10 protein-coding genes and 1 pseudogene are annotated in these 12,638 nt (G+C 73.5%); 7 read left to right on the top strand and 4 right to left on the bottom strand.

Annotated elements, in window-relative coordinates:
• Positions 1–137: 137 nt before the first annotated feature.
• From ACWZEH_RS14925 to ACWZEH_RS14935, 3 genes and pseudogenes are all read right to left on the bottom strand, one after another.
• Positions 138–857: a hypothetical protein gene (locus ACWZEH_RS14925; RefSeq protein ID WP_456198830.1), complete on the bottom strand. Its 720-nt coding sequence runs from the start codon at positions 855–857 to the stop codon at positions 138–140.
• A gap of 181 nt (positions 858–1,038) precedes the next feature.
• Complete coding sequence (locus ACWZEH_RS14930) at positions 1,039–2,001, bottom strand: EamA family transporter (protein ID WP_456198831.1); 963 nt, start codon at positions 1,999–2,001, stop codon at positions 1,039–1,041.
• Positions 2,002–2,244: 243 nt separating this feature from the next.
• Positions 2,245–2,592 (bottom strand): annotated as a pseudogene (locus tag ACWZEH_RS14935) (hypothetical protein); the annotation flags it as partial.
• A 62-nt stretch (positions 2,593–2,654) separates the two neighbouring features.
• Here ACWZEH_RS14935 and ACWZEH_RS14940 point away from each other — a divergent pair.
• A complete protein-coding gene (locus ACWZEH_RS14940) occupies positions 2,655–3,107 on the top strand; it encodes an NUDIX hydrolase (protein ID WP_456198832.1) in 453 nt (150 codons plus the stop codon).
• Positions 3,108–3,173: 66 nt separating this feature from the next.
• On the opposite strand, the gene ACWZEH_RS14945 is transcribed toward ACWZEH_RS14940, so the two are convergent.
• Positions 3,174–6,086 carry an FAD-binding and (Fe-S)-binding domain-containing protein gene (locus tag ACWZEH_RS14945; RefSeq protein ID WP_456198834.1) on the bottom strand — a complete coding sequence of 971 codons (2,913 nt, stop codon included), beginning with the start codon at positions 6,084–6,086 and terminating at the stop codon, positions 3,174–3,176.
• A 309-nt stretch (positions 6,087–6,395) separates the two neighbouring features.
• On the opposite strand from ACWZEH_RS14945, the gene ACWZEH_RS14950 reads away from it, so the two are divergent.
• The 6 genes from ACWZEH_RS14950 to ACWZEH_RS14975 are packed head-to-tail and all read left to right on the top strand — an operon-like array spanning position 6,396 to position 12,638.
• The gene (locus tag ACWZEH_RS14950) at positions 6,396–8,777 is read left to right on the top strand and encodes an ATP-binding protein (RefSeq protein WP_456198836.1); all 2,382 of its coding nucleotides are present in this window, start codon (positions 6,396–6,398) and stop codon (positions 8,775–8,777) included.
• Positions 8,774–9,181: a roadblock/LC7 domain-containing protein gene (locus ACWZEH_RS14955; RefSeq protein WP_266077183.1), complete on the top strand. Its 408-nt coding sequence runs from the start codon at positions 8,774–8,776 to the stop codon at positions 9,179–9,181. Before ACWZEH_RS14950 ends, ACWZEH_RS14955 begins: the two co-directional genes overlap by 4 nt.
• Complete coding sequence (locus ACWZEH_RS14960; RefSeq protein ID WP_456198838.1) at positions 9,178–9,525, top strand: DUF742 domain-containing protein; 348 nt, start codon at positions 9,178–9,180, stop codon at positions 9,523–9,525. Before ACWZEH_RS14955 ends, ACWZEH_RS14960 begins: the two co-directional genes overlap by 4 nt.
• A complete protein-coding gene (locus ACWZEH_RS14965) occupies positions 9,506–10,159 on the top strand; it encodes a GTP-binding protein (RefSeq protein ID WP_456198840.1) in 654 nt (217 codons plus the stop codon). Before ACWZEH_RS14960 ends, ACWZEH_RS14965 begins: the two co-directional genes overlap by 20 nt.
• Positions 10,156–11,388: a cytochrome P450 gene (locus ACWZEH_RS14970; RefSeq protein ID WP_456198842.1), complete on the top strand. Its 1,233-nt coding sequence runs from the start codon at positions 10,156–10,158 to the stop codon at positions 11,386–11,388. The genes ACWZEH_RS14965 and ACWZEH_RS14970 overlap by 4 nt, the downstream gene beginning before the upstream one ends.
• On the top strand, positions 11,385–12,638 hold the full coding sequence (locus ACWZEH_RS14975; protein ID WP_456198844.1) for a cytochrome P450 family protein: 1,254 nt from the start codon (positions 11,385–11,387) through the stop codon (positions 12,636–12,638). Before ACWZEH_RS14970 ends, ACWZEH_RS14975 begins: the two co-directional genes overlap by 4 nt.

Below are 12,638 nucleotides of genomic sequence, written 5' to 3' on the forward strand. Positions count from 1 at the left end.
GCACGACGGTGTGCGGCGCGGTTGCGTGGAGCATGGCAGCGGCCCGGGAAACAAGCAAGCATGCTTGCATGAATCGACGTGCCCGCTCTCCATGACCCGGGCTCGCGGGGTCATTGCGCCCGTACGCGGGGGACTCGCTATGCCCTGGGTGCGAAGGCCGCGTCGGTGAGGTCGCGTTCCAGGGTGGCCCCCTGGAAACCGTAGGTGCGTATCGAGGAGACCTTCAGGATCAGGCAGAAGCGTTCGGTGGAGGAGACGGTTTCCGCTATCCGGCGGTACGAGTGGCGGAGGAAGTACGCAGCGGCGTGGTTGGTGACGGCGCTCTGCCCGCAGATGAGGATGACGGGACGGGACCCTCCCGGAGCGGTGAACTTCGCGAGCAGCGCGTACCCCTCGTTCCCGCGGTCCCAGTGGTAGAACTCGCCCCCCGCCCCGATGGCCAGCGGATGGTCCGGATGGGTGTGGGGGAGGAACGTGACGCCGGGGAGGCTGTGGGCGAGATGCCCCGCGCTCCGCACGTTCGAACCGAGCGGGCCCCCTATGCAGAACTCCGGCTTGTTCCCGTTGCTGCCCCGGAAGTCGTCGCTGCGGACGATCTCGACCTCGCACTGCAGGCTGTGGCTGAGGACGGCTGTCTCGATCATCGCCTGCACGTCGTGGTGATGGGTGGTGCCCGGAGCGCCGTACTTGTTGTTCATCACGATCAGGCAGGTGTCACCGGGACGGGCACCGACGACACGCATCCGCGCCCGGAGCTCCCGGTTGTGCCTGCCGCGCTGCCACAGCCACACCGCCAGGCCGCTCAGACAGCTGGCCAGCAGCCCCAGCACGACATCACCGATCGCCCCCGCCAGCATGGTGCTCTCCCGTCCCCCCGGTAACTGCACCGTGCCTACCCGGGTGTGCCGCCGCCCACCCCTGCCGGCGCCGGTTCCCTTCTGGGATGCGCCAGTCGACCAGGTTTGGGTCCAAGACTCACTCCTGCTCACTGATCAGGAACCGTCTCTGGCACCGCAGCACCCCGCCCCGCCACAACCGTCAGGAATCGTCCCCCGGCACCTTCGCCCGTCCCCGTCCCACCTGGGTCCGTACCGCGCCCATGCTGGCCGCGATGACCAGGGCGATGGCGGCGGCCTCGGTGAGGGTGAGGACCTGGCTGAGGACGAGGAAGCCGGCGGCCGCGGCGATGGCCGGTTCCAGGCTCATCAGGATGGCGAACGTGGAGGCGGGCAGGCGCCGCAGGGCGAGCAGTTCCAGGGTGTACGGGAGGACGGAGGAGAGCACCGCGACCGCCGCGCCCAGGGCGAGGATCGTCGGGTCGAGGAGCTTCGTACCGGACTCGGCGACGCCCAGCGGCAGGAACAGGACCGCCGCCACCGCCATGGCGAGGGCGAGACCGTCGGCCTGCGGGAAGCGGCGGCCGGTCCGCGCGCTGAAGATGATGTAGGCCGCCCACATGACGCCGGCGCCCAGGGCGAAGGCGACGCCCAGGGGGTCGAGGCCGTCGAAGCCTCCGCCGCCGAGCAGGACGACGCCGGCGAGGGCGAGTCCGGCCCACAGGAAGTTGATCGCGCGGCGGGAGGCCAGGACGGAGAGGGCGAGCGGGCCGAGCACCTCCAGGGTGACCGCCGTGCCGAGGGGGATGCGGGCGACGGCCTGGTAGAAGAGGCCGTTCATCCCGGCCAGGGCGACGCCGAAGGCGATCACCGTGGTCCAGTCGGCGCGCGAGTGCCCGCGCAGCCGGGGCCGGCACACCACCAGCAGCACGACCGCGGCCACCAGCAGCCGCAGCGTCACAACGCCGAGCGCACCGGCCCTCGGCATCAGCGTCACCGCGAGCGCCCCGCCGAACTGCACGGATATCCCCCCGGCGAGCACCAGCCCGACCGGCCCCAGGGAGCCGCGCCCGCGTGGGGCGCCCGCCGCTTGTGGCGCATGCCCCGGAGCCGCCCCGGGGACGGCGGCCGGGGTGGACGGGCTGGCAGCACTCGACATCGTCACGGCGCCTTCCTCGGGCTGGCCGGAGGAAGCGGAGGGCCCCCTCGGCAACGGTGCGTCGCGGTGGACTTTCCGGCCCAGGATATGACCTCGGTCAGCACCATGACGCTTCTACGTACCTGACGATGAGTCCCTCGCCCCGCCCGGGTCAACTCCGTCCGTCATGCGGACCGAGCGCCTCCGGGGCATCGGGGGAGCCAGGGCTGGGCGGGGCGGGAAGGGGCGGGAAGGGGCGGGAAGGAGGAGTCACTCGGCGACGGCGACGTAGCGGGTGCCCTCGTCGTCCTCGTCGTCCTCGTCCTCCTTCTCCTGTTCGGACAGGTCCACCCGTACGCCCGCCGGTTCGAGGGCCTCCCGGACCCGCAGCACCATGGCGTCGCTGAGGTAGTGGTGGTGCAGGTCGAGAGCGCGCAGGTGGGTGAGCGGCTGACCGCTCAGCAGGGCCGCGGCGCCCTCGTCGCCGAGCGCGCCCATCGACAGCCTGAGGGACGCGAGCCGGGCCACCACCGGAGCGTGTGCCACCGGACGGAGACGCCCCGTCCGGGAGGTTCCGGCCGAGGCGTCGGAGGTGTCGATGGGCGAGGGGCGGGCACCAGGGCGGGTACCGTCCCCATCGGTGAAGCCCTTCTCCGCCCACTCCTGACTCCCGAGGCCCCGTGCGACGACTTCTTGCCCGTCTCTGGCGACTTCTGCGCCCCGTTCAGAGCCGCGTCATGTGGTTCCTGAACGCCAAGTTCGTGGTCGGGGTGACCGGTGTCGTGCGCGACGACCAGGGGCGGGTCCTGCTGCTCCGGCACCGGATGTGGTCACCGGGCCGCCAGTGGGGCCTGCCGAGCGGCTTCGCGCACAAGGACGAGGACTTCCGGCAGACCGTGGTGCGCGAGGTCAGGGAGGAGACCGGCCTCGACGTGGAGGCGGGCCGCCTCGTGATGCTGAACAGCGGTTTCCGCACCCGTCTGGAAGTGGCCTACGAGGCCCGCCTGCTGGGCGGCGAGCTGCGCATCGACCCCTTCGAGATCCTGGAGGCCCGCTGGTGCCTCCCGGACGACCTGCCCGAGGACATCCAGCCGGTGTGCGGGCCGCTGGTACGGGGCGAGACCACGCCCTGACGGCCGCCGCCGCACCCACCGCACCGGCTCGTCCGAGCACCCCCGGGACGGATCAGCCGCGAGTGCTCACGGTTTTTCCTCCAACGCCTCCGCCAGCGCCTCCGCCAGCGCCTCCGCCAGGTGCCTCCCCCGCACCCCCGCCAGCTGCTCCAGCTGCGTCCGGCACGAGTAGCCGTCGGCCAGGATCACCGCCCCGTCCGGCGCCTCCCGTACCGACGGCAGGAGCTGGTCCTCCGCGCAGGCCACGGACACCTCGTAGTGGCCCTTCCCGAAGCCGAAGTCGCCCGCCAGACCGCAGCAGCCGCCGGACAGCTCGCCGGTGAGGCCGGCGGCCTCGCGCAGGCGGCGGTCGGGGACCTCGCCCAGGACCGCGTGCTGATGGCAGTGGGTCTGGCCGGTGACGGGGCGGTTCAGCTCCGGCGGGGTCCAGTCGGGGGCGTACTGCTCCAGGGTCTCCGCGAAGGTGCGGACCCGCGCGGCGAGCCGTGCCGCGCGGGGGTCGTCGTGCAGCAGCTCCGGTGCGTCCGTGCGCAGGGCCGCCGCGCAGCTCGGTTCCAGGACGACCACCGGGGCGTCCGTGGCCAGGACCGGCTCCATGAGGTCGAGGGTGCGGCGCAGCACCGCGCGGGCCCGGTCGAGCTGGCCCGTGGAGATGTACGTCAGCCCGCAGCAGACCCGGCCCCTGCGGGCCGTCAGCAGCCGTGCCGCCGACCGTGAGCGGCCGTCCCCCACCGGGCGCCCGGCCAGTCGCAGTGTCGGAGGCAGGGCCACCCGCAGGCCCGCCGCCTCCAGGACCCGTACGGCGGCCCGGCCCACGGAGGGCGAGAGGTGTTCGGTGAAGGTGTCCGGCCACAGGACCACCAGGGTCCCGTCGCCGCCGGGAGACACGGCGGTTCCTCCGGGAGACACGGCGGTTCCCCGCCCCCGCCACCACCGCGTGAACGTCTCCTCCGCCACCCGCGGGATCTCCCGCTCCCCCGCGATCCCGCCCAGCCGCTTCGCCACCCGGGCGAGCGGGCCCACCGAGGCCAGGGCGTTGACCACGCCCGCCGACCTCGTACGGGCCACCAGGCCCAGCCACACCGGCAGCCGGCCCATCGTGTAGTGGGCGGCCGGGCGGCGGCGCCCGGCGTAGTGGTGGTGGAGGAACTCGGCCTTGTAGGTGGCCATGTCGACCCCGACCGGGCAGTCCGAGCGGCAGCCCTTGCAGGACAGGCACAGGTCCAGGGCGTCCCGCACCTCCGTGGAGCGCCAGCCGTCGGTCACCAGCTCGCCGGCGAGCATCTCGTGCAGCAGGCGGGCGCGGCCGCGCGTGGAGTGCTCCTCCTCGCCCGTCGCCCGGAAGGAGGGGCACATCACCGCCGGTCCTGAGACCGACGTCGTACGGCACTTGGCGACGCCCACGCAGCGGCGGACGGCCGCCGGGAAGTCACCGCCGTCGGCCGGGTAGCCGAAGGCGACGTCGACCGGCTCCCTCGGCAGGACGGAGAACCGGAGGTTCGCGTCCAGGGGCCCGGGGCGCACCAGCATCCCCGGGTTGAGCAGGTCGTCCGGGTCCCAGACGCCCTTCACGCGCTCGAAGAGGGCCACCATGTCCGGGCCGTACATGCGCGGCAGCAGTTCGGCGCGCGCCTGCCCGTCGCCGTGTTCGCCGGAGAGCGATCCGCCGTGGGCGACGACCAGGTCGGCGAGCTCCCCGGAGAAGCTCCGGAAACGGGTGACGCCCGGCCCGGTCAGCAGGTCGAAGTCGATGCGGACGTGGATGCAGCCGTCCCCGAAGTGCCCGTACGGGGCACCGCGCAGCCCGTGGTCGGCCAGCAGCCCGCGGAAGTCCCGCAGGTAGGCGCCGAGCCGGGCGGGCGGCACCGCGCAGTCCTCCCAGCCGGGCCAGGCCTCGGTCCCGTCCGGCATCCGGGTCGCCGTGCCGCTCGCGTCCTCCCGGATGCGCCACAGCGTGCGCTGCCGGGCCGGGTCGGTGACCACGAGGGAGTCCAGGACGTCCGCCGCGCGGACGACCGTCTCCGCACGCGCGCGTGCCTCTCCTTCCGTGTCCCCGCCGGTCTCCACGAACAGCCAGGCTCCCCCGCGCGGGAGGTCCGCCGCGGACGGCACCAGGTCGGCCGCCATGCCCTCCACGGTCAGCGGGCGGTGCTCCAGCAGTCCGGCCGCGGCCTCGGCGGCCCCGGCCTCGTCGGCGTACGCCAGCACGGCGAGCGCACGCGCGCGGGGCGCCCGCACGAGGTCCACGACCGCTTCCGTCAGCACGCCCAGCGTGCCCTCCGAGCCGCAGAGGGAGCGGGCGACGTCGGCGCCGTTCTCGGGCAGCAGAGCGTCCAGGGCGTATCCGGAGATACGGCGGGGCAGCTCGGGGAAACCGGTGCGCAGGCGGGCCTGCTCGCCGTCGACCAGCTCCCGCAGTCCCTCCGGCGCCCCGGCCCACCCCCGGCCGGGGCGCAGCCGCTCGCCCCGCGGGGTGACGACCGACAGTTCACGGACGCTGTCCGCCGTCGTGCCCCAGGCGACGGAGTGCGAGCCGCAGGAGTTGTTGCCGATCATGCCGCCGAGGGTGCAGCGGCTGTGGGTGGAGGGGTCGGGGCCGAAGCGCAGGCCGTGCGGTGCGGCGGCCTCCTGGAGCCGGTCGAGGACGAGACCGGGCTGGACGACGGCCGTGCGGGCCTGCGGGTCGAGGGACAGCAGACGGTTCATGTGCCGTGTGAAATCGAGCACCACGCCGAAACCGGTCGCCTGACCCGCGATCGACGTGCCGCCGCCGCGCGGCACCACGGGGACGCCGTGCGCCCTGCACACCGCCAGGGCCGCCGCCACGTCGTCGGCGTCCCGCGGGGAGACGACGCCCAGCGGCACCCGGCGGTAGTTGGAGGCGTCCATGGTGGTGAGCGCCTTCGCGGTGGTGCCGAAATCCACCTCGCCGCGCACGTCCGCGCGCAGCCCGGCCCGCAGTTCCCGGAGATCCGTCATGCCTTCAGGATGCCCCCGTACGGGCCGTCCCGCGGTGACCGTACGCCCTGTCGTGCGGCACGCCGTACGACAGCCCTCTCACCCCATGACTGGATCAAATCCCGGACAGAGAAACGGAACCCTCCCAAGTCGATCACTAACTCCCCTATAGTGACCGCTGGTTGTACATCCATGACGACTCATGTTCGTACAGTGACGTTCGTGCCGGAGTCGGTCGGTCGAGTACGTGGACGGCCGAGCACATGAGAAGGCAGGTGCGCGGGCGAACGGAACGCGGACCGACCGAGGACCCGACCGAGGACCCGACTGATGACCTCCCCCCTGCTCCCCGGCGACCGGCCCACCCCCCGCAGCCTGCTGCCCGTCCCCCTGCTCACCCTGGTGCTCGCCGCGGGCGCGGTCGTCGTCGCGGTGGCGCTGGGACCGGAACCCGCACGCGGCGCCGTCGGAACGACCGGGACGGTGGCGGCCCTGCTGCTGTGCGCGGCGGTCACCTGGGCCACCCACGCCGTCCTGTCCGCACGAGCGCTCCGCGCGCGCCTGGCGACGGCCGACGTGGACGTCGACCGGCTGATCCGGGAACGCACCCGGCAGGCCGAGGAGTACCGCCGCCAGCACGAGCGGCTGACCGGCGAACTCACCCGGGAACGGGCCCGCCTGTCGGCCGAACTGGACCAGGAGCGGGCCCACCTCGCACAGTCCCTGGCCGCGGAGCGCGATCGCCTGAACGAACACCACGACATCACCACCGCCCGGTTGCGGCAGGAGCACGCCGCCGAGCGGGCCCGGCTCACCGACGACCACACCGCCGAGCGGGCCCGGCTCACCGAACAGCACTCCGCCGAGATCACCCGGCTCACGGACGGCCACGCGGCCACGCTCGCCCGCCTCGCCGACGAGCACGCCGGGGAACTGCGCCGGCGCGACGAGGAACACGCCGCCCAGACCTCCGCGTTGGTCCAGGAGCACTCCGACGAGCGCGACCGGCTCCGCAAGGAACGCGACCGGCTGGGCGAGGAGCGGGCGCGGCTGTCCGGGGACCGGGACCGCCACATCGACGAGAACGCCCGGCTCGCCGTCCGGCTGCGCGAGGCCAACAGCGCCCGCGCCGCCGCGCTGTCCGCGACCGCCAACGCGGCCGGCCGGATGCAGGCGCTGTCCACCGGCATGCTCGCGGACCTGCGCGCGATGGAGGACAAGCACCACGACGAGGAGGTCCTCGCCGACCTCCTCCACCTCGACCACCGCACCGCGCAGGCGGGCCGGCTCGCCGACTCCGTCGCCGTCCTCACCGGTGCCCGTTCCGGGCGCCGCTGGGCCCGGCCGATCGGCATGGAGTCGATCCTGCGGGGCGCCATGGGCCGGATCAGCGGCTACCGGCGGATCCGCGTCCACTCCGCCGCCGACATCGCCGTCGCCGGGCACGCCGCCGAAGGCGTGATGCACGCGCTCGCCGAACTCCTCGACAACGCGGCCAACTTCTCGCCGCCGACCGCCGAGGTCCACGTCTACGTGGAGGAGGTGCCGGCCGGGGTCATCGTCTCGGTCGAGGACAGCGGGCTCGTCATGGGCGAGGCCCAGCTGCGGCGCGCCGAGCGAGCGGTCGCCGGGGAGACGGCCGGCCTCGGCGGCCTCACCGGCACACGGCTCGGACTGGCCGTGGTGGGCCGGCTGGCCCGGCGGTACGGACTCCGGGTCTCGTACCGCCCCTCGGCGCGTGGCGGCACGGGCGTCCTGATGCTCGTACCGCAGGACCTCCTCGTACCGACGGACGCGCCCAAATCCTCGCTCCCCCCTGCGACGGCCCCGGCGGCCCGTACCGCCACGGCGGCCACCGCCGGCAACGGCATCCCGTCCGGCGACGCACCGTCCCGGACCGCACCGCCCGCCGCCGGACCAAAGACCCCCGTGGCCGGACAGCCGCGGACTTTGGTGCCCACGGGCCCCGAGCCCTCCACCGCGGACGACCTCCCGCAGCGCCGTCGCGCCCACCCGGACGACGCACCGGCGGCCCACCCCGCCGACGGGACGGCCCCGAAGACGGACCACAGCACCCCGCACGACGGATCCGAGACCCAGGGCACCCGGGTCACGCACGCCGCGCCCCGGACGGAGACGGAGCGGGACACGCCCGAGCCCTCTCCCACGCCCAGCCACTCGTACGCGGCGTCCCGCGCCGGAGCCGACCTCGACCCCGACCCGGTGCCCACCCACGAGTCCCCGGGCACCGGCACGGCCACCGGCGCCGGCCCGGACACGGCCGAACCCCCGCTCGTCCTCCCCCGCCGCCGCCGCGGCCGGACCCTCGCCGAGGCCGAGCGCGCCCGCTCCCAGAGCCGTACCGCCTCCCCGCGCCAGGCGCCGCCCACCGCCGAGGAGACGAAGGCCCGCACGGCCCGCTTCAGCAGCTTCCGCCAGGCCGTACGCGCCACCCCCGCGCACGACACCGCCCCGCACGCCACGGCCACGCACGACACCGCCCCGCACGCCACGGCCACGCACGACACCGCCACGCACGACACCGCCCCGCACGCCACGGCCACGCACGACACGGCCGCGGACGACACGGCCGCGGACGCGGCCCCGGGAACCGAAGCAGCCGTCGAAACCACCGGAGGCGCCCCGGCCGGGGCCGCCCCGCACGCCACCCCCACCACTCCCCCGACCCCGGAAGGCGACACCACCTCATGACCGGCACGACGACCGCCGACGAGAAGCTCACCTGGCTGATAGAGGGTCTGCTGGAGCGCACGCCGGGCGCGCGGCACGCGCTCGTGCTGTCCAGGGACGGCCTGAAACTGTGCCGCACCCCCGAACTCTCCGCCGACCAGGCCGACCAGCTCGCCGCGATCGCCGCGGGCATCCAGTCGCTGTCGCACGGCGCGTCCGTGGAGTTCGGCGACGGCAGCGGAGGCGTCCGCTCGGCGATGACCGAGTTCTACGGCGGCGTGCTGTTCATCGTGGAGGCCGGCCAGGGCGCGCATCTGGCCCTGGTCACCAGCGAGGACGCCGACGCCGGGCTCATCGGGCACAACATGAGCGAGCTCGTGGAGCAGCTCGGGGACCACCTGACCGCTCCCCCGCGCAGCTCATGAGCAGGCCGGGCAGGGACGACGCACCCGATCGTCTGTACACCGTCACCGGCGGCCGCAGCCGGTCCGGGTCCGACAACCCCTTCGACCTGGTCACCCTGGTCGTCGCCGAGTGCGACCCGGTGCCCGGCATGCAGTCCGAGCACGCCGCGATCCTGCGGCTGACCGAACGACCCACGGCGGTCGTGGAGATCGCGGCCGAGCTGAAGCTGCCGGTGAGCATCACCCGCATCCTGCTCGCCGACCTCCAGGCGTCGGGCCGCGTCAGCGCCCGTCACCCCCGCAAGGCCGCCGTACCCGACCCCGACATCCTGGAGCAGGTGCTCGTTGGACTCCGCAACCTCTGAGACGCGTACGCCGTCCGAGAGACGTACGCCGTCCGAGACGCGTACGCCGCTGGGCGCGTCGGCCGACAACGGCCTCAAGATCGTGGTCGTGGGCGGCTTCGGCGCCGGCAAGACGACGATGGTCCGCTCGGTGAGCGAGATACGTCCGCTCAGCACCGAGGAGACGATGACCCGGGCCGGGGAGGACGTCGACGACGTCAGCGCGGTGAGCGGCAAGACCGCGACCACCGTGGCGTTCGACTTCGGCCGCATCACCCTGGACCGGCGCAACGTGCTGTACCTGTTCGGGGCGCCGGGGCAGGAGCGCTTCTGGTTCCTGTGGGACCGGCTGTTCTCGGGCACGCTGGGCGCGGTCGTCCTGGTCGACACCCGGCGCATCGACGAATCCTGGTACGCCATCGACCGGCTGGAGAAGCACGGCACGCCGTTCATCGTGGCCTGCAACGACTTCGGCGGTCCCGCCTTCGCCCCGCGGCAGATCCGCGAGGCCCTCGACCTCGACCCGCACGTACCGCTGGTCACCTGCGACGCGCGGTCCCGGGAGTCCAGCAAGCTGGTACTGATCACGCTGGTGGAACACGTCCAGGCCCTCTACGCCGACCAGGCCCGAGCCCCCCGTCAGGAGCTGGTGTGAGCCCCGCTTCCGCCAACCCCGTCCACTTCAGCGGCCCCCTGCTCCAGAACGACCCGGCCGGGGTGTACCGGGAGATGCGGCGCGAGCACGGCAGCGTGGTCCCGGTGCTGCTCGACGGCGGCGTACCCGCCTGGCTGGTGCTCGGCTACCGCGAACTGCACCAGATCACCGGGGACCCGGTGCTGTTCAGCCGCGACTCCGAGCTGTGGAACCAGTGGGACGCCATCCCCGACGACTGGCCGCTGCTGCCGATGATCGGCCGTAAGCAGCCCTCCATCCTCTACACCGTCGGCGAGCGGCACCGCGAGCGGGCCGGGATGCTGGCCCACGCGCTGGAAGCGGTGGACCCGTTCGAGCTGCGCGGCTACGCGGAGAGGTTCGCCGACGAACTGATCGACGGAATCTGCCCCCGGGGCTCCGCCGACATCATCGGCGAGTTCGCGATGCTGCTGCCGGTGCGCGTCCTGGCCCGGCTCTACGGCTTCTCCGACGAGCAGGGGCCGGCACTCGTCACCGCCCTCAACGACATGATCGACGGCCGGGAGCGGGCACTGGCGGGGCAGACCCACCTGTTCACGTCGATGACCGGACTGGTCGCCGCGCGGAGGAAGGAACCCGCCGAGGACGTGGCGTCGCGGATGCTCGCCCACCCCTCCGGGTTCACCGACGAGGAGATCGTCCAGGACCTGATGGTGATGATGGCGGCCGGGCACCAGCCGACCGCCGACTGGATCGGCAACTCCCTGCACCTGATGCTGACGGACAAGCGGTTCGCCGCGTCCCTGTTCGGCGGCCGCAACAGCGTCGCCGAGGCGATGAACGAGGTGCTGTGGGAGGACACCCCCTCGCAGAACGTGGCCGGCCGCTGGGCCTCCCGCGACACCCGGCTGGGCGGCCGCCGCATCCGCGCCGGCGACCTGGTGCTCCTCGGCCTCCAGGGCGCCAACTCCGATCCCCAGGTGCGGCCCGACGGCTCGGCCCTGACCGGCGGGAACAGCGCGCACTTCTCCTTCGGCCACGGGGAGCACCGGTGCCCGTTCCCGGCGCAGGAGATCGCCGAGGTGATCGCGCGGACCGGCATCGAGGTGGTCCTGGACCGGCTGCCGGACATCGACCTCACGGTGCCGGCCGCGTCCCTGACCCGCCGCCCGTCGCCGTGGCTGCGCGGACTGTCCGAACTCCCGGTCACGTTCACACCCACCCCCGCCCATGGAGGCTCACACCTATGACGGCTGGTACGGACACACGGACACCCGCGTCCGGCACGGAGGGGAACCCGATTCCCCTGGACCCGTTCGTCACCGACCTCGACGCGGAGAGCGCGGCGCTGCGGGCCGCGGGCCCGCTGGCGCGGGTGGTGCTGCCGGGCGACGTGCCGGTGTGGGCGGTCACGCACCACGCCGAGGCGAAGAAGCTGCTCACCGACCCCCGGGTGGTGAAGGACATCGACGTCTGGGGTGCCTGGCAGCGCGGCGAGATCGCGAACGACTGGCCGCTGATCGGACTGGCGAACCCGGGCCGCTCCATGCTGACCGTGGACGGCGCCGACCACCGCCGCCTGCGCACCCTGGTCGCCCAGGCGCTCACCGTGCGCCGGGTGGAGCGGATGCGCGAGCGCATCACGGAGCTGACCGAGGGCCTGCTGGACCGGGTGGCGAACGAGCCGGGCCCGACGGTCGACCTGAAGGCCCTGTTCGCCTACCCGCTGCCGATGTACGTGGTCGCCGACCTGATGGGGCTCGCCGAGGAGCGGCTGCCGCGGCTGAAGGAACTGTTCGAGAAGTTCTTCTCGACGCAGACCCCGCCCGGGGAGGTCGTCGCGACACTGACCGAACTGGCGCAGATCATGACGGAGACGGTCGCGCACAAGCGGGAGAACCCCGGCGACGACCTGACGTCCGCGCTCATCGAGGCGTCCGAGAACGGCGACCGGCTCACCGACCAGGAGATCGTCTCCACGCTCCAGCTGATGATCGCGGCCGGTCACGAGACGACGATCTCGCTCATCGTCAACGCGGTGGTCAACCTCTCCCTCCACCCCGAGCAGCGGGCCCGGGTGCTGTCCGGCGAGGTGGACTGGCCGGCGGTGGTCGAGGAGACCCTGCGGTACTCCACGCCCACCTCCCACGTACTGATCCGTTTCGCCACCGAGGACGTACCGGTCGGCGACGCCGTCCTCCCCGCCGGGGAGGCGCTGATCGTGTCGTACGCCGCGATCGGCCGGGACGAGCAGGCGCACGGCCCGAGCGCCGGCGTCTTCGACATCACCCGTGAGAGCGCCAACCGGCACATCGCCTTCGGGCACGGTCCGCACGTGTGCCCCGGGGCGGCCCTGTCCCGTCTGGAGGCGGGCGTGGCCCTGCCGGCCCTGTACGCGCGCTTCCCGAAGCTGGACCTGGCGGTCGGGGCGGAGAAGCTGCGCAACAAGCCGGTGGTCACGCAGAACGACCTGTACGAGCTTCCGGTCACGCTGGGCTGA

The organism is Streptomyces yamdrokensis, assembly GCF_053890455.1.